This window comes from Paracoccaceae bacterium, assembly GCA_033344815.1.
Taxonomy (GTDB): Bacteria; Pseudomonadota; Alphaproteobacteria; order Rhodobacterales; family Rhodobacteraceae; genus Roseobacter.
Map to the genome: position 1 here is coordinate 1,278,120 of JAWPMR010000001.1, position 17,356 is coordinate 1,295,475.

Genomic DNA, 17,356 nt, shown 5'->3' on the forward strand with positions numbered 1-17,356 from the left:
GCCCTTTAGGCGGGCGCTCCCCCTGCTTGAAACGTCATGTCCATCATCCTCTGCGTGCCTTTGCTGAACTCCAGCGGGCACGCGTAGGGCACGCCATCACGCGCGGACGTGGCAAAGGCTTCGACCTGCAAGACGTAGTGGTTTACACCGGGAAAGCGCTCTACGATCCGCTTTTGTCCCGAGGTTTCAAGGCACAATTCTGCCTGATCATGCACGGCAGCATTGAACGGACATGTCATGCGTAACACCCCCTCATCCCCATGAAAAACAACCTCCTGACGGTTAAACAGGCGCATAGAAATCACAGCTGAATAGGTAAAATCAGGGAATTTTGCGGCCATCTGCACAAATGTGTCCACGCCGTTTTCATAGTCGATATGCGCGAAAGGTATCGATTGCGGCTCTTGTCCCGTGACAAATCTGACGGATCCAAACGTATAGACGCCAATATCTGGCAGTCCCCCGCCCCCCGCGGCAGACTGGTTGCGGATATTGCCCTGATCCGCGTTGAAATATGAAAAAACCGCGTCCACGTGGCGCAGCGTACCGATCGCACCTGCGTCCACGAGTTCCTTGGCGCGCAGGAATTGCGGATGATGCACGATCATAAATGCCTCAGCCGCCAACAGTCCGGAGGCGTCACGCGCCGCGATCAGGCGATCAAATTCATCTGCCTGCAAGGTCATCGGTTTTTCGCACAGCACATGTTTGCCAGCTTCGAGCGCTTTGATCGACCAGGCGACATGCAAATGGTTTGGCAGTGGGATGTAGACCGCATCAACCGTTTCATCCGCCAAAAGCGCGTCGTAATCGCCATGTATGGTCAGCCCGGGTGCAAAAGCCTGAAACGCTTCAGCTTTTTCAGGCGACGACGTGGCAAGAGCAACCAGTTGAGCGCCCTTGGCCGCGTGGATTGCAGGCCCCATGAAGTTCGCTGCAAAATTCGATGCTCCCAGAATACCCCAACGCAATGGTTTCATTTATCCGCCCTCCCCCAATTTGGAACACGTTAGCGCAAGCACAATCGGGAGCGAATAGCAGAATCTCGATAAGATACGAAAAATCCCCGCACGACGATTGTCTGCGGGGATCTAAATTGGTCAGGCCGAGGCCATCATACCTTTTTCTTTTGCCAGATCGCGCATTTTCTTTTGCAGCTTTTCGAATGCCCGCACTTCGATCTGGCGGATCCGTTCGCGGCTCACGTCATATTCCGCGCTCAGATCTTCAAGCGTCACTGTTTTGTCGGACAATCGGCGTTGCGTCAGAATGTCCTTCTCACGGTCATTCAGCACTGTCATCGCATCAGCCAGCAACTCGCGCCGCGCCTCAAGTTCGTTGCGCGCTTCATAATCGCCTGCCTGATCTGCTTCTTCGTCTTCAAGCCAATCCTGCCACTGCATGGTCCCTTCGCCCTCAGAGCCGACGGTTGCATTCAGAGAGGCGTCGCCACCAGACATGCGACGATTCATGGAAATGACCTCTGCTTCGGTCACGCCCAGATCCGTTGCGATCCGCGCGACGTTTTCCGGACGCATGTCGCCTTCTTCCAACGCGCCAATTTTATTCTTGGCCTTGCGCAAATTGAAGAACAGCTTCTTTTGACCAGACGTCGTGCCAAGCTTCACGAGGCTCCAGGAACGCAGGATATATTCCTGAATAGAGGCACGGATCCACCACATTGCATAAGTGGCCAGTCGGAATCCTTTTTCCGGGTCAAACCGTTTTACGGCCTGCATCAGGCCCACATTGGCCTCCGAGATGACCTCGGCTTGCGGTAAGCCATACCCACGATACCCCATTGCAATTTTTGCGGCCAGGCGCAGGTGCGACGTGACCATGCGGTGCGCCGCTGCGGTGTCTTCCTTTTCGACCCAGGCTTTCGCCAGCATGTATTCTTCTTCGGGTTCCAGAAGTGGAAACTTCCGAATCTCCTGCATGTAGCGGTTCAATCCGCCTTCCGGTGTTGGGGCCGGTAGATTTGCATAATTAGCCATGAGCGCCTCCCAATGTTTAAGGGCTTAACATAGATATGGTATCTAAACTGATCGGTTCAAGTCTGGGACCGTGAAAATCTTAACAGAACCAGTACAAGTGTTCGATTAATGAAGGTTTGACATGCCGCGCCAGGGTTAACGCTTCACATGTCAGTGCGTTCACGCAGGCTTGCGATTTATGTCATACACTACGCAAAACATCGAGCAACCTGGTCATGTCAGCTGGAAGAGGTGCTTCAAACCGCACTTTTTCCCCACTAACAGGGTGATCAAACCCCAAAACTGCCGCATGCAAAGCTTGCCGTGAAAAAGCGCGCACAGCCTCTGAAGCTGCGTCAGGCAGCGCCTTGGCCGCGAGTTTTCGTTTTCCCCCATAAGTTGGATCCCCAACCAACCCGTGCCCCGCATGTGCCATATGCACCCGTATCTGGTGCGTGCGCCCCGTCTCCAGCCAGCATTCCATGAGGGCAAGAACGGGTGGGACACCAAACCGTTCGATCGTGCGCGCCCGTGTGACGGCATGGCGACCGCCATGGAACAGGACCGCCTGACGTTGCCGGTCAGTCTTGTGCCGGGCCAGCTGTGTCGTGATTTTCAGGATGTTACCAGACTCGAAATTCGTGCCTTTGACGCCGCGCAAGCGGGGATCGTTTGCATCCGGGACGCCATAGACCAACGCGCGGTAATATCGCTCCACGGTATGGGCTTCGAATTGCCCTGCCAACCCATGGTGTGCGGCATCCGATTTGGCCACGACGAGCAAACCAGACGTCTCCTTGTCAATCCGGTGCACAATGCCAGGGCGCTTCACCCCGCCCACGCCGGAAAGATCATCACCACAATGCGCCAAAAGCGCATTCACCAATGTCCCTGACGGCGTACCGGGCGCTGGGTGCACGACCATGCCAGCCGGTTTATTGAGGACTATAAGGTCGTCATCCTCGAATATGATCTCAAGAGGAAAATCCTCAGGAAGAATATGACTATCCTGCGCCTCCTCGACCTTGATCGATACTTCCGCGCCAGCTGCAATGCGTGCGCGTGGATCTGTCACCACATCCCCGCCGACAGTCACCGCGCCCTCTGCGATCAATCGACCCAAGCGTGTCCGCGATAGTGCAGCCTCCACTGGCACATCACGCGCAAGCGCCTTATCAAGGCGCGGCGGCGGTGTGTCGTTAATGGCGAATTGGATGTAACGAAACGGCATGGAAAATCCCGACGTAAAACCTGAGGAAGAAACTGCCGAACCCGCGAATCTGCGGTTTTTACGGCGGTTGGTGACCTTGCTGACAGCGACGATGATTGGCGGTCTTCTACTGATCATTGCGTTGATTGTCATCCGCTTCAACGATGCCCCCCCCAAATTACCGGCAGAAATTGAACTACCAGGGGGTGCGACAGCCATTTCGTTCACACAAGGCCCTGATTGGTTTGCGATTGTAACGGATGCAGATGAAATTTTGATCTTTGATCGGATCACCGGCGGTTTGCGCCAAAGCATCCAGATCGAGTAAAATAAGATAGCCGGGTAGTACCACCTCCCCGACGTGAACGGCGGGTCCCCTTATCCACAATCAGCGACTTTGTCCTGCGAGCCATTGTCTTTGCTTAGCTTTATAGGGGCTCGTGGCAGACTAGTCACCGAGTTAGAGTGAGAAAAAGAGTTTGTTATGGAGCAGAGTGTGGACTGGGCTGACTTATGAAGGAAAGCGCTGTCTAAGGAGCGACACGCAGACTGGCCCACCGGAGGCTACGCGATTTCTTTGGAAGGCCTCACATTTCTTGGCATTCATGAGAAGGATCAAAAGCTGTACTGGGACGGTAAAGAGATTGTCACCAGTACAGTAGTTCGACTGAGAGGTTATGAGTTACTACTCGCTACGCTAGCTACTGGTGCGACCGTTGGTATGTTTGTACTAGGGTCAGGTACCGCACTTGGGTAGTGGGTCGAGTAATTCAGTAGCCAACTTCGGAAGTGGTCGAGCCCCTGAGACCTTGGCCAAAACAACGTCGTCATGATTACCATGTTGTTCAATGGACAGCACGGACCTGTTTGCTAGCATCGTCTCATATGTCAGATTGTGCTCTCCAAACAGAAGCTTAATTTGAGCTTCCCTTGCTTCAACCAACATCCTGACATGGCCTCGTCCCAACCAACGTTAATTTTCCTTACTGATGTGCTTTGCGCAGTTGGCTTTTAGAATGTTTAGCTTTTCATTGAATTCCATGTGACCTCATGGTGCCACAAACCCAAAATCCTGCGACCACACCCTGTGGATAAGTCCCATTCTTAGTCTCTTCTGAAAAAGAGGCCAGTTTAGCCTCTCCCAACTACCTGGAATTGTTTATCTTTTTAGACCTCCCGATAAAAGATCAGGAGGTAAAAGAAACTAATTCTGACAAAAAGTGGCTAAAAAAAACCCTAAGATGCCACTTTTCTTGAGGTTTAATGGTACCACCTCCCCGGCTTGAACGGGGGACCTCCTGATCCACAATCAGGCGCTCTAACCTACTGAGCTAAGGCGGCACTGATGTGGATTTAGCGGCCCGGATCGCAGATTGCAAGAGGGTTAGAACCGATAGGTCCAGCTCTGCTCCACCAAATCCTGACCGAAAGAATGCACTGGTTTGCTACTGATCATGCGCCATCCGACCGAACGATACAGCGCGCAGGCCGCTGAATGACTTTCATGAGTCCACAATTGCATATCGGTGTAACCGTGATCTTTGGCAAAGCCCATACAGGTCATCAGAAGGCGTTTGCCCAATCTCTGACCACGTGCCTCGGGAACCAGTAAGAACAAGCGCAGCTTCGCCGTCGTGGCCGTCAGCCCGACGCAAAAAATAGATCCCAACCGTGCGCCTTCATCCTCGGCAATCCAGCCTTTTTCCCGCTCGGGGTTATGTCCTAATACAAATGCATCAAGGATTTCTCCCACAAGCACACCAAAGCTGGCGTCAAACCCGTCGTTCTTTGCATAGAGACTGCCGTGCTGCTCGACCAACCAGTCCCGGTCCTCGGCGGTAAAACTGCGAATGCGAACCTGATCCATACTCACAGAAAAGCGCATGTCAGCTTGCGTTTCAAGCCTGTCCGCGTTAGCCATGCGGCCAATTTATTCCGGAGAGCAGACATGGGCATTGATACCGAACGCGACATTGAAGCCAATCTGCAAATCGGCCCGACAGACAAGGGTATGGTGCGCATTTATGTCGAGGCAGGAGGTGCGGAAATTCCAATGGATTTTTCCCCCGATGATGCGGACGAGATTGCCGAAGAAATCGCCGCGGCGGCAAATCGTGCCCGGTCCATGCAAGGTGGCCGCCGCTAACCCCAGATCGCGCCGCACTCAGGGTCACGCAACATGTGCAGGCGTCGCGCCGCCGTGTTCGCAATTTTCTGAACCATGCTCTTGCGGCGCGCGGCGGCCAATTTTTGCTCTGGCCCCGTGCGTATGATTTCCGCACCATAGGCATCACCTATGATCAGACCGGTCTCCGCAGGTAACAGTTCGGTTGGAAAATCCGAATCGACAGCCCAGAAAAAGCGGTCGCACCATTCCAGATACCCCTGCCACTTATGATCTGATTGATAATCTGCGCGACTGGATTTGCATTCTACGATCCAAATCTCGGCTTTTGGCCCCAATCCGATCACATCAACACGCAAATGGCGCGCTGGCACGAGTTCCTCGACGCTGACGAAACCGTGCTCCGCCAAACAGCGTGCTACTCCGCGCGCAATCAACTGTCCGGGTTGGAATGTCTTAACGTCACTTTGTAGCATACTGCAGATATGAACATTTCAAGAACATCATGCAAGCCTATTCGGTGACGTCGGGCAGTTTGCCTCTTGTCGATCGTGACTTGTCGACCTACATAAGCTGAGTGGCGGGTTCTGCTCTTCGCGTGATTGGTTACGTTCCAGTGGCCTTAAGCAAATCCGAGGGAGCTGGCTCTGTCCTGGCCCTGGCCTGGTTACCTGGCGCCCACCTGTATATACAGGTCCTCGGGAATATAGAACCAAAACGGTTGCAACGGGCCCGTCACACCGAACCCGTCAGCTCATTCAAAAAAAGTCCGTATCAGCGGCGGAACGGTTGTTTCCGCTCATCGTCGGCGCGCACAGGGATGAGCAATGCTTCGTGCTGCGGCTGAGAAAACAAACTTCGGATTATTTGCAGGATGGTATCAATCATTTTCGCTCTCCTCATATGTAAGATGGCATCTGAATGCCAAAAGTCCATAGGGTACTGTCAACAAATGGGCTTAAGATTCCGTAAATCTGAAATTTAGGTAAACAAACCGACAGAAAACCGCAATATTCCACAGGACATCAATCGGATTTCTTGGCGAGCTGCGCCATGGAATAAGCGAATTGCACGCCTGAAAAAACAATGCCATTCAGAATCCAGAACGCCAAGGTTGCAAGTACCCCGATGTCTGATGTGAAAATCAGATGGCGCAAGTTCACCACATTGAATCCAATGATCATTGCAACAAACACTGCGGAAACCGCAAAACCGATGATTGCACTGGAGATGTATAATCGGAAAATCCGTGGCATGAGATACCTATCGCGCTGTTGGTATAAAAATAGCCCAACACAAGCGCGATGCAAATGCTTCAAAACGCCTCGGGCTGGGCTTCGCGCGCCATGTGATCCAGTACCGCATTCACGAATTGCGGTTCTTTACCATCTGGGAAGAACGCCCGCGCCACGTCAACATATTCGCTAATGACGACCCTGGGCGGGGCTTTCTTGTCATTCAACTCTGCGCCTGCTGCACGGAATAAAGCCCGCAATGTAGGATCAATGCGCTTCAACGGCCATTTCACCACAAGTGCGCGATCCGTCATCTGGTCGATGGGAGCCTGATAATTCACGGCACCGTCAAGTATGAGGGCAAAGAGGTCGATGTCCCCGTCCTGCATTTCGTTACCGTCATAGGTGGCCCCAAACCGGTGATCGAGAAACTCGGCGCGCACCACATCAACGGTTTGCGCTGAATGTTCCATCTGGAACAACGCCTGTACTGCGTAAAGGCGCGCCGCCGATTTCATTTTTCGGCGTTGATTGCCAGAGAGATTGCCGTGCAGTGATGTCATGCGATTGTGGATCCGTCCTTTGAACTGGCGATCAGAATATCCTGCCCTGTTGGCTTGAATCCGATGCCTTTGGATTGGGAGGCCCACTTACGGGCCATCGCCACCAGATGCAAGGCTGCGGCCGCCGCGCCGCCACCTTTGTTCTGGCCGCCTGTTTCGGCGCGTACTTCGGCTTGGGCGCGGTTTTCCACGGTCAATATGCCATTGCCGACGCACAACCCCTGAAGGCCCAGCAATTGCAAAGCGCGGCTGCTGTCATTGCACACGGTTTCGTAATGCGTTGTCTCGCCACGGATCACACATCCCAACGCCACGTAGCCATCAAAATTGCTGCGCCGGTCCGCGATGCCAATCGCGGTGGGCACTTCCAGGGCGCCGGGCATTTCAACTAACTCCCATGTGCCGCCCGCGGCTTCGATCTCCGCCTGCGCGCCCGCAACCAGATTATCGGCAATGTCCCTGTAATAAGGCGCAACCACGATCAGGATCTTGACCGGTTTGTCAAATTCAGGGCGGGGCAGGACATAGTGTTGTTCGGCTGTGGCCATGGTCTATTCCTTGGTGATCGGGCGCGTGCCCACGATGGTCAGGTTATAAGCTTCAAGCCCAAGGTATTTGGTTTGCGGGCTGTCCGTCAGCAAAATCAGATCGCTGAGCCCGAGTGTTGACATGATCTGCGCCCCCACCCCAGTTCGTTTGATGGTGCGAGGACCTTCGTCTTCATCTCCTTCAAGGCGCAGTTTTGGGTGCGGTTCCCGAAACAGAAGCACCGCACCTCTGCCTTCCTCTGCGATGATTTGCATCGCGCGGGGCAGTTCATCCGCCGGGCTGGGCCCCAACCCCAACACATCTTCAAGCGCGTTGAGCGCGTGGGTTCTTACCAGAACCGGTGCGCCCGTTGCCAGGTCGCCCTTGGACAGCATCACATGATCAGTCCCGGTGATCTCATCGGCGAAGACTCGCATCAGCCATTCGCCACCGTATGCCGATGTCACAGTCCGCTCACTGCGCAGGCGCAAAAGGTTGTCATGCTTGAGGCGGTAGGCGATCAGATCGCTGATCGTGCCAATTTTCAGACCATGGGCTTTGGCAAAATCCACCAAGTCGGGCAAGCGCGCCATCTCGCCATCCGGCTTCATTATTTCACAGATTACGCCAGACGGATGCAGCCCGGCCAAACGACTGATGTCCACTGCCGCCTCCGTATGTCCCGCCCGCACCAGAACACCCCCTTGCCGGGCGCGCAAAGGAAAGACATGGCCCGGTGTGGCGATATCCGCCTGCCCCTTGTCCTGATCGATGGCAACAGCAACGGTCAACGCGCGATCCGCGGCAGATATCCCGGTACTAACGCCCTCGCGCGCTTCGACAGACACCGTAAAAGCCGTTTCATGACGCGAAGAGTTATTCACCGCCATCATCGGCAAACCCAGTGTCTCAATACGCTCTGCCGTGAGCGGCATGCAGATCAGACCGCGCCCGTAAGTCGCCATGAAGTTGATCGCGTCAGCATCGGCAAACTGCGCCGGGATTACCAGATCACCCTCGTTTTCACGATCCTCATGATCCACCAGAATGAACATGCGTCCGTTGCGGGCGTCCTCAATGATCTCTGAAATTCCTGAGATGCTTGTGCTCAGGTCTATTTCTACCGGTCCCGGCGTTTCAAAACTCATCGCGCACATGCCTTTCATTCAGCTTGGCTGGCTCATACCTCAGCCAAACATCATTGACCAGATCTGCGGCATGCTCAATGCGCGGGCATTTCGGCAAGGCGCGCAACGTAACGCGCCAGAGTGTCGATCTCCAAATTGACCAGATCACCAACCGCAACGTCGCCCCATGTGGTGACGGTCTTGGTGTGGGGAATGAAGTTAATCCCGAAATCCGTGCCGGAGACATCGTTGACCGTCAAAGACGTACCGTTCAATGCAACAGATCCTTTGGGGGCAATGAAGCGCGCCAATGCCTCCGGTGCGCGCAGCGTCACTCGGGTGCTGTCGCCTTCGTCAAGCACGGATACAACTTCGGCAACACCATCGACGTGTCCGGAGACGATATGGCCCCCCAATTCATCCCCAACCCGCAAGGCACGTTCGAGATTGACGCGTTTGCCCTGTGACCAGTTGCTGCGCCCGATATTGGTTTTCTCCACGGTTTCTGCACTGACTTGAACTTCGTACCAATCCGCGCCCAGGTCCACGACGGTCAGGCACACCCCATCCGATGCGATGGAAGCGCCCATGTCGATGCCTTTGGTATCGTAAGAGGTTTTGATCCGGACGCGTAAATCGCCCTCCTGCACCAAAGAAGTAATCGTGCCGATGTCGGTGATAATGCCTGTGAACATGGTCAATCCTTCTTGCATCCTTGCCCATGAACTAGCCTCGCATGAAATTGCTGACAAGACCCAGTTGTCGGCCGGGATGAGAAAGGCTCAGAACACATCGTAGCAAATTTGAACACGCAGCAACCAGAAACTCATGGTTTGCGGGACAATGACTCTGCGCAATCATTATTGTGTATGGAGCTCGGCTTCACGCAATCTGGTCATTCAATCACGATAGCCGGAGTGATCAAACGCAAAACACGGGCACCAACCTGCGGATCACACCATTTTTTGCTTGCAAGCACGGAACTGGATCAGCCGCCCATCCGGTGCCAGATGTGAAGGACATCCTTGCCAATTGGTTTGCAGTCAACAAGTGAATAACGCGCAGCATTGCGCAGGTGACTGATGCCCAGAGCCCCGACGGACGGCAAGCCTTCAGCGCCTAGGGTCAACCCCGCCGTGTATCCTACCATTTGATCAACCAGGTCCGCCTCTATGAGGCTGGCGGCCAAAGCACTGCCGCCTTCACAAAAAATGCGCGTCACCCCGTGACCCGCAAGTTGCTTCAACACATCGGCCGGATCCAATTGGTTGCCGCTGAGCCCACAAGAAAGCAGATGCGCGCCCAGATCTTCCCACGTTCGGACCAGCGTCGGGTCCGCATCACTGCCATGGCACAGGATCACCGGCACGTCCTGCGCGGTCCTGGCCAGTACTCCCATCAGTGGCAGATCCAGACGGCGGCTGACCACAATACGCGTTGGTTGCCAATCCGTCCCAAGCCCGCGTACGGTCAGGCTCGGATCATCTTGTCGGGCAGTCCCGCCCCCGACCATCACCGCATCATGACGTGCGCGCAGCATATGGACGTGACGACGCGCAGCAGCGCCAGTGATCCACTGGCTTTCACCCGTTGCAGTGGCAATCCGGCCATCAAAGCTGCTCGCTAATTTTAGCGTGACCCACGGACGGTTGCGCTCAATTCGAGTGAAAAACCCCGCATTTGATGCGCGGGCTTCCGCTTCCAGCACACCTGTATGCACGGCTATCCCGGCAGCACGCAACATGTCGCAACCCCGCCCACTGACCCTCGGGTCACTGTCAAGCGTCGCCACATGAACCGCCGCAACCTCAGCATCAATTAAAGCCTGCGCACAAGGCGGCGTTTTGCCGTGATGCGCACAAGGTTCCAATGACACGAATACATCCGACCCACGGGCGGCCTCACCTGCCTGCAAAAGCGCTTGTGTTTCAGCGTGCGGACGCCCGCCCGGTTGCGTCCAGCCCCGACCCACAATGCGCCCCTGTTTGGTGATCACGCAACCCACAGACGGGTTCGGCCAAGTACGTCCCTGCCCGCGCCTGCCTAAGGATAACGCAAGCGCCATAAAACGTTGCGGGTCATTCACTCTTCTGGTGGAACGTCTGGGCGCAATTCACTGACAAATTTGTCAAAATCATCTGCCGCCTGAAAGTTCTTATAAACGCTGGCAAAACGCACATAAGCGACGGTATCAATCCGCGCCAAGGCCTCCATCACGATCTCGCCGATTTGTTTCGATCCGATATCGGTTTCACCCATGCTCTCGAGGCGGCGCACGATGCCGGAAATCATCTGGTCGATGCGTTCAGGATCAATCGGGCGTTTTTGCATGGAAATACGGATCGAGCGTTCAAGCTTGTCCCGGTCAAAGTCTTCGCGCTTACCGTTGGATTTGATCACGACCAGATCGCGCAATTGCACACGCTCATAGGTTGTGAACCGCCCGCCGCAGGCCGGACAAAAACGGCGGCGACGGATCGAAACATGATCCTCTGCCGGGCGGCTGTCTTTCACCTGGGTGTCAATGTTTCCGCAAAACGGGCAGCGCATGGGCCGTCCCCCTTCTTTTATCCGCCTCTTTTGTGGGATCATCGCCCCACTTGGGCATACTTATAGGGGAGCGGCTAGGTTTTGGGTAGGGGGGAAATGCGCGCCCAGATGTGGTAGATCAACCGTTGCCGAGAAAAGACACTGCGATGTGACGCTGATACGCCTCTGTGCGATGCTCAAACAGGAAAATGCCCTGCCATCTGCCAAGCGCCAACCGGCCGTCTCTCACTGGGATCGAGAGATGTGTGGGTAAAAGGGCCGCCTTGATATGGGCGGGCATGTCGTCCGGTCCCTCATAAGTATGGGTCAGGTAGGACATCGCCGGATGCGAGGATGGTGGCACCAGACGCGCAAAGAAGTTTGTCAGGTCAATCTGCACCTCAGGGTCTGCGTTTTCCTGAATGAGCAGGCTCGCCGAGGTATGGCGGATGAAGAGCGTGAGCAGACCCGAGCCTGTAAGGTGTGTGATCTGATCGGTAACTTCATAAAGCCCCGGCCCTTGTGTTGAAATGGTGATCTCATCGGGGAGGGCAGATGTCACCGAAACAACCTATCACCCTGTTCATCGATAACTTGCTTGGCCTTGCGGAAACAGGCCGCCTGCGCATCCTCAAAACCCTGCACGGTATCGGCGCGTATCAACTCGTGACTAAGCGTTTCGCCCTCAACGTCTTTTTCGATCGTTGCGCAGACGCGAAACGTACTGCCTTCCGAAATCGGCTTGGCGGTAATGCGGTAACCTTCATAGGTTTCGGTTACCGCTTTGGTTTCCGGCGCACTGCCCCCACCGCCGAAAAGTTTCTTGAGAAATGACATTGGCGTTCCCCTGTTCCTTTTGAATTAACCTAACGCGGCAGGTGACAACTTGAAAGCGGGATGCCGGTGCGTGCCATCATACCTAATTAATCAGTTCAATCTCGTCGTAGAAAACGCCCCAGCGGTTACCGGTGCCAGACAGGCGGATCGTATCGCCGGGGCTTGCCGAATTCCAGATTTCATCCGGCGGATACGGAACGCCACTTGTGAATTTAAAATTCCCTTCAAATTCAAGTACGTCGGGACCCTTACTTCTTTCATCAAGCGCTTTAACAGTGAAATCGTGCGTGATCGGGCCCCTCACAAAAATCGTGGTCGCCATAGGCACCCACATGACCAAAATGCAGACTGAAAGAAATCTCATCACCAAAACCGCACCCAGGAACATTGCCAAGGATTTGGCTGGCGTCTCCGAAATGCGCGGCGGGTCCCCCTTCCAACCTTTTCGTTTCCAACGGTCAGCGGTAAATGCATCGTACTGCTCTTTGAAAGAGTATTTCATTAGCACGTGAAGCAAAGCCAGCGACCACAAGCAGGGAACAGCGATCCACCAAACTTTCGCCACCCATTCATTACTGGCCGCGAACCGGATGATGGGGAAGAAGAAAATCGCGAACCAAGCAGCAGTGCCCACAAAAAAGACGCTGGCCTCGATCCACAGCGACCACCGCATCCAGACCGGGAACGTCTGGCCCTCGCTCACGCTTTAGCTACTGATCTAGGAAACTACGGAGTTTCCGGCTCCGCGAAGGATGCTTGAGCTTGCGCAGCGCCTTCGCTTCGATCTGGCGGATGCGTTCGCGGGTCACAGAAAATTGTTGGCCGACCTCTTCGAGCGTGTGGTCAGTGTTCATGCCGATCCCGAACCGCATGCGCAGCACGCGTTCTTCACGCGGCGTGAGCGACGCCAGCACCCGTGTCGTGGTTTCCTTGAGGTTTTCCTGAATGGCGCTGTCCAACGGCAGCACGGCGTTCTTGTCCTCGATGAAATCGCCCAGCTGGCTGTCTTCCTCGTCGCCGATGGGCGTTTCGAGCGAGATCGGCTCCTTGGCAATTTTCATCACCTTTCGGACCTTCTCAAGCGGCATCTGCAGCTTTTCGGCTAATTCTTCTGGCGTCGGCTCGCGGCCAATCTCATGCAGCATCTGACGGCCCGTGCGCACCAGCTTGTTGATCGTCTCGATCATGTGCACAGGAATACGGATCGTGCGTGCCTGATCCGCAATGGAACGCGTGATCGCCTGCCGGATCCACCATGTGGCATAGGTCGAGAATTTATAGCCACGGCGGTATTCGAATTTGTCCACGGCCTTCATCAGACCGATGTTACCTTCCTGAATGAGATCAAGGAACTGCAAGCCGCGATTCGTGTATTTCTTGGCGATCGAAATTACCAGACGCAGGTTGGCTTCGACCATTTCTTTCTTGGCCTGACGGGCTTCTTTTTCGCCCTTCTGAACCTGCTGAACAATGCGACGGAATTCTGAAATATCCAAACCGACATATTGTCCGACCTGCGCCATATCCGTGCGCAACTCTTCCACTTTGTCAGAGGAGCGTTCGATGAACATCTGCCAGCCGCGACCCGCCTTTTCGGCCATCCGCTCCATCCAGTTGGGGTCAAGCTCATAGCCGCGGTATTCGTCGACAAATTCGCGACGGTTGATGCGCGCCTGATCTGCCAGCTTCACCATCGCAGAGTCGATCTGCATGATGCGGCGGTTGATGCCGTAGAGCTGGTCAATCAGCGCTTCGATCCGGTTGTTATGCAGATGAAGTTCATTCACCAGCAACACAATCTCTGTCCGCAATTTCTGGTAGAGCGCCTCATCCGCTTCTGTAAAGCTGCCGTCCTCGTTCAACGTGGCCGAAATCCGGCTGTCCTGCATTTCCGAGAGTTTGACGTAGTCATCAGCAATGATATCGAGCGCTTCGAGCACCTGAGGTTTGAGCGCGGCCTCCATCGCGGCAAGCGACATGTTGGCCTGTTCGTCTTCATCATCATCATCATCTTGCGCAATGGGGTTGCCATCGGCGTCCAACTCTGGGCTGGCCTCTTCTTCCTTTTTGACGGCGCTGCCGTCTGCCGCCACGATGGGCTCATCCACGGCTCCGTCTTCGTCCATCTGGTTGCCAAATGTGGCCTCCAGATCAATCACGTCGCGCAACAGGATGTCTTCGGACAAAAGTTCGTCGCGCCAGATCGTGATGGCCTGAAATGTCAGCGGACTCTCACACAGCCCGGCGATCATCGTATTGCGACCCGCCTCGATACGCTTGGCGATGGCAATTTCGCCTTCGCGGCTCAGCAACTCAACGGAACCCATCTCGCGCAGATACATGCGGACCGGATCATCGGTACGGTCGAGCTTCTCGGATGTACCGGAACCAAGCGTTACTTCGCGCGTGCCTTCAGTAGTTGCCAGTTCGGTGGAGCCCTTGGCTTCCTCTTCCTCGGCGTCTTCGTCTTCGATGATGTTGATGCCCATCTCCGACAGCATTGACATCACATCTTCGATTTGTTCGGAACTTACCTGATCGGGCGGCAAAACCGTGTTGAGCTGGTCATAAGTGATGTACCCTTTTTCACGCGCCTCGCCGATCATTTTCTTGACGGCGGCTTGACTCATGTCGAGAGAATGGCCTGCGTCCTGATCGTCCGGTTTTGCGTCGGTATTGCTATCTTTGGCGGCCATTGCTGCTCCTAACGGTCTCGTCGATTCGCTTGCACGAATCACTTACGGATGATCTAGCGGTTTTGGGTGATTCGGCCACCCACTTAACTGCTTTTTCTGAAGGTTTCCCGTTCAAATATGGTTAATCCTTAGATCGGCCCCGCTTTTTGAAGTCAATTGATTCGAAAAAACCGCGACTCTTTTTCAATTGATTCGCGTCAACGAGGGCACCATTGTCAGCAACTTCAAAATCACCGCCCCTGTTTTCCTCATTCCGCTGCGCCGAGTCTGCGGCGCGTTTCGCCTCCAACAAACGCCATGTCAGACCCTCATCAGCAACACTTGTCATATTGTCTTCAGCGGCTTCCTCAATCTCGACACGCAGGCCTCGCGCACTCTGCAGCTTTGCCAGATAGTCGGCGATGGTCATGGTGGCCATTTCCACGTTACCGCGTTGTCGGATGCATGGTTCAAGGGCGACATGGCGTTGCGCCAAGAGAATTTCAAGAGCGTCCGGCCCCATTGCATCCGAAATTTTGTCTCTGAGGGCGGCCGCATCCAGATCCATGTGTTGCAATAGCAACAACCGAATTTCGGAATGCACCGTATCGTCACAGCGCATTTGTTCAATGCCGGACTCGTAGGTTTCGATCAGTTCGGGACAGGTCGAAAGCGCCGCCAGAATAACCGCTTCGCGCAAGTGATCGGTGAAATCCGCCTCCTCTGCCGCAGCCAACACGGAAGACTTCGCCGTGGGTGAGGCCCCCGCCTTCGGGGGTGTCCACTTACCCGAATTGCCGCTTCGCTGCGGTTTCCTTGCCGTATTCTGTGGACGAAAAAGCTGCCACCGCAGGTCTTTGATTTCCTGCCCATAGTGGCTTCGGATCGATGCGTCCCTGATCGTCATGATTTTGTCACGCAACGCTTTGTCCAAAGCCGCCTTGCGTTCAGGGCTGTCAAAAACGCGTCCCTCGGTCTCGCGCTGCCACAACAACCGGACCATGGGCATCGCCTCATCCAGACGCTTTTGCAGCGCGGCGCGCCCTTGTTCGCGCAACAGATCATCCGGATCCTTGCCCGCAGGCATGATCGCAAACCGCAAGGATTGCCCGGCCTCGACCAAAGGCAAGGCCAGATCGATCAAACGCATCGCCGCGCGCAAACCTGCCGTATCCCCATCAAGCGCAATGATCGGTTCCGGAGCAATACGCCACAGCATCTGTAACTGGTTTTCTGTAATCGCCGTACCCAAGGGCGCCACGGCCGCCTCGAATCCAGAGGAGGCCAGCGCGATGACGTCCATATAACCTTCGGCCACGATCAAAGGTTGCCCCTTGCCGGCTGCCGTGCGCGCAGGTCCTTGATTGTAAAGGCTGCGGCCTTTGTCAAAAAGCTCCGTTTCAGGTGAGTTCAGATATTTCGCATTGTCATTTGGGTCCATCGCGCGACCGCCAAATGCAATTGCACGTCCGCGCGCATCCCGGATCGGGTACATAATGCGTCCGCGAAACGTATCATAGGGTTTGCCGCCTTTAGCTGAAGGTTTGGCAAGTCCCGCATCAAGGATCAACTGATCTTCGACGTTTTTACCTTTGAGATGATCCCAGAGCCCCTGCCACTGATCCGGCGCATACCCGATTTCCCAGCGTTCCAGGGTTGCACCGTCCAAGCCGCGACGTTCTAAATAACCGCGCGCCTCTGAAGCCGCGCCGGTGTTCAGTTGCAGCCTGAAAAACTGAACCGTCAGTTCCATGACCTCAACCAGTTGCGAGCGTTTGTCCGCCTTTTGCTGGGCCTGTGGGTCGCGTGCGGGCATTGGCATCCCAGCCTCGCGCGCTAAGATCTCAACCGCCTCCATAAACCCGACATTCTCGGTTTCACGCACAAAAGATATTGCGTCCCCTTTGGCATGGCAGCCAAAGCAGTAATAAAACCCTTTGCGGTCATCGACGTGGAAACTGGCTGATTTTTCCTGATGAAAAGGGCACGGCGCCCACATGTCGCCTTTTCCCTGATTGGATTTACGCTGGTCCCACATGACCTTGCGTCCAACCACCTGGGTCAGGCTCATTCTGGTGCGCAATTCGTCGAGAAATCCGGGTGGTAGGCTCATCCGTTATATATCGTAGTTGCCCGTTTCAGAGTCCATAGGGCAGCGCATTTTTCAAAGCCTCGCAGCGCCCAGAGGCCTTGTTTGTATCACCGGTAATTACGCTTATTGCTCAAGCGCCATGCATTGTTCGCGCCACCACCCTGCAAGGTCTTCGTTGCGCAGATCGCGGCGTTTCTTTTCATAAATGGACGGCGCAACGATCGGAATGATGTTGTTGTATTTTTCCGGCCAAGTCGCGTTTTTGGCCAATTCTTCGCGCAGCTTGCGTTCTGAAACACGATCAAGGCGCGCCTGTTTGATCGCCCCCACGACATCCGCCTGATAGCCACAGCTGATCTCTTTTTCGCTTTGGGCGAAGGTCGGTTGAGCCAATAGCGTAATCGCGCAGGCCAAAGAATATCGCAACATTTGGTGTCTCCGTATTACTTTAGTTGCGCC

The 17,356-nt window shown here is 54.8% G+C and carries 20 protein-coding genes and 1 tRNA gene; 2 read left to right on the forward strand and 19 right to left on the reverse strand.

The window, feature by feature from the left end:
• Positions 1–5: 5 nt before the first annotated feature.
• From R8G34_05980 to R8G34_05990, 3 genes are all read right to left on the reverse strand, one after another.
• Complete coding sequence (locus tag R8G34_05980) at positions 6–980, reverse strand: Gfo/Idh/MocA family oxidoreductase (protein MDW3222427.1); 975 nt, start codon at positions 978–980, stop codon at positions 6–8.
• A 120-nt stretch (positions 981–1,100) separates the two neighbouring features.
• Positions 1,101–1,997, reverse strand: a complete 897-nt coding sequence (rpoH, locus tag R8G34_05985; protein MDW3222428.1) for an RNA polymerase sigma factor RpoH — start codon at positions 1,995–1,997, stop codon at positions 1,101–1,103.
• A gap of 181 nt (positions 1,998–2,178) precedes the next feature.
• Positions 2,179–3,207: an RluA family pseudouridine synthase gene (locus R8G34_05990; GenBank protein ID MDW3222429.1), complete on the reverse strand. Its 1,029-nt coding sequence runs from the start codon at positions 3,205–3,207 to the stop codon at positions 2,179–2,181.
• Between R8G34_05990 and R8G34_05995 the strand changes: the two genes are divergently transcribed.
• Positions 3,206–3,514, forward strand: coding sequence for a DUF6476 family protein (locus R8G34_05995; GenBank protein ID MDW3222430.1), 309 nt, complete (start codon positions 3,206–3,208; stop codon positions 3,512–3,514). The two genes, R8G34_05990 and R8G34_05995, sit on opposite strands and share 2 nt — an antisense overlap.
• 936 nt (positions 3,515–4,450) lie before the next feature.
• Here R8G34_05995 and R8G34_06000 read toward each other — a convergent pair.
• Both R8G34_06000 and R8G34_06005 read right to left on the reverse strand, forming a co-directional pair.
• A tRNA-His gene (locus tag R8G34_06000) sits at positions 4,451–4,527 on the reverse strand.
• Positions 4,528–4,570: 43 nt separating this feature from the next.
• Positions 4,571–5,053, reverse strand: a complete 483-nt coding sequence (locus tag R8G34_06005) for a GNAT family N-acetyltransferase (protein ID MDW3222431.1) — start codon at positions 5,051–5,053, stop codon at positions 4,571–4,573.
• Positions 5,054–5,134: 81 nt separating this feature from the next.
• Here R8G34_06005 and R8G34_06010 point away from each other — a divergent pair, with 81 nt between their 5' ends.
• Complete coding sequence (locus R8G34_06010; GenBank protein ID MDW3222432.1) at positions 5,135–5,332, forward strand: DUF6324 family protein; 198 nt, start codon at positions 5,135–5,137, stop codon at positions 5,330–5,332.
• Here the strand turns inward: R8G34_06010 and R8G34_06015 are convergent.
• The 14 genes from R8G34_06015 to R8G34_06080 form a co-directional block, all read right to left on the reverse strand.
• The gene (locus tag R8G34_06015) at positions 5,329–5,787 is read right to left on the reverse strand and encodes an MmcB family DNA repair protein (protein MDW3222433.1); all 459 of its coding nucleotides are present in this window, start codon (positions 5,785–5,787) and stop codon (positions 5,329–5,331) included. The two genes, R8G34_06010 and R8G34_06015, sit on opposite strands and share 4 nt — an antisense overlap.
• A gap of 549 nt (positions 5,788–6,336) precedes the next feature.
• Positions 6,337–6,567, reverse strand: coding sequence for a hypothetical protein (locus R8G34_06020; GenBank protein ID MDW3222434.1), 231 nt, complete (start codon positions 6,565–6,567; stop codon positions 6,337–6,339).
• A gap of 59 nt (positions 6,568–6,626) precedes the next feature.
• Positions 6,627–7,109: a transcription antitermination factor NusB gene (nusB, locus tag R8G34_06025; protein MDW3222435.1), complete on the reverse strand. Its 483-nt coding sequence runs from the start codon at positions 7,107–7,109 to the stop codon at positions 6,627–6,629.
• Entirely contained in the window at positions 7,106–7,657 is a 552-nt protein-coding gene (locus tag R8G34_06030) for a 6,7-dimethyl-8-ribityllumazine synthase (protein MDW3222436.1), read from the reverse strand. The genes nusB and R8G34_06030 overlap by 4 nt, the downstream gene beginning before the upstream one ends.
• 3 nt (positions 7,658–7,660) lie before the next feature.
• Positions 7,661–8,785 (reverse strand): 3,4-dihydroxy-2-butanone-4-phosphate synthase, encoded by a 1,125-nt coding sequence (ribB, locus tag R8G34_06035; protein MDW3222437.1) that lies wholly within the window; start codon positions 8,783–8,785, stop codon positions 7,661–7,663.
• A gap of 74 nt (positions 8,786–8,859) precedes the next feature.
• The gene (locus tag R8G34_06040; GenBank protein ID MDW3222438.1) at positions 8,860–9,459 is read right to left on the reverse strand and encodes a riboflavin synthase; all 600 of its coding nucleotides are present in this window, start codon (positions 9,457–9,459) and stop codon (positions 8,860–8,862) included.
• Positions 9,460–9,752: 293 nt separating this feature from the next.
• On the reverse strand, positions 9,753–10,850 hold the full coding sequence (gene ribD, locus R8G34_06045) for a bifunctional diaminohydroxyphosphoribosylaminopyrimidine deaminase/5-amino-6-(5-phosphoribosylamino)uracil reductase RibD (protein MDW3222439.1): 1,098 nt from the start codon (positions 10,848–10,850) through the stop codon (positions 9,753–9,755).
• The gene (nrdR, locus tag R8G34_06050) at positions 10,847–11,314 is read right to left on the reverse strand and encodes a transcriptional regulator NrdR (GenBank protein MDW3222440.1); all 468 of its coding nucleotides are present in this window, start codon (positions 11,312–11,314) and stop codon (positions 10,847–10,849) included. Before nrdR ends, ribD begins: the two co-directional genes overlap by 4 nt.
• 118 nt (positions 11,315–11,432) lie before the next feature.
• Complete coding sequence (locus R8G34_06055) at positions 11,433–11,855, reverse strand: secondary thiamine-phosphate synthase enzyme YjbQ (protein MDW3222441.1); 423 nt, start codon at positions 11,853–11,855, stop codon at positions 11,433–11,435.
• A complete protein-coding gene (locus R8G34_06060) occupies positions 11,852–12,130 on the reverse strand; it encodes an HlyU family transcriptional regulator (protein ID MDW3222442.1) in 279 nt (92 codons plus the stop codon). The genes R8G34_06055 and R8G34_06060 overlap by 4 nt, the downstream gene beginning before the upstream one ends.
• Before the next feature lie 82 nt (positions 12,131–12,212).
• Positions 12,213–12,833, reverse strand: a complete 621-nt coding sequence (locus R8G34_06065; GenBank protein ID MDW3222443.1) for a hypothetical protein — start codon at positions 12,831–12,833, stop codon at positions 12,213–12,215.
• 7 nt (positions 12,834–12,840) lie between these two features.
• A complete protein-coding gene (gene rpoD / locus R8G34_06070; protein MDW3222444.1) occupies positions 12,841–14,826 on the reverse strand; it encodes an RNA polymerase sigma factor RpoD in 1,986 nt (661 codons plus the stop codon).
• A 121-nt stretch (positions 14,827–14,947) separates the two neighbouring features.
• A complete protein-coding gene (gene dnaG, locus R8G34_06075; protein ID MDW3222445.1) occupies positions 14,948–16,918 on the reverse strand; it encodes a DNA primase in 1,971 nt (656 codons plus the stop codon).
• 102 nt (positions 16,919–17,020) lie between these two features.
• Positions 17,021–17,326 (reverse strand): hypothetical protein, encoded by a 306-nt coding sequence (locus R8G34_06080; protein ID MDW3222446.1) that lies wholly within the window; start codon positions 17,324–17,326, stop codon positions 17,021–17,023.
• Between the last annotated feature and the right edge of the window lie 30 nt (positions 17,327–17,356).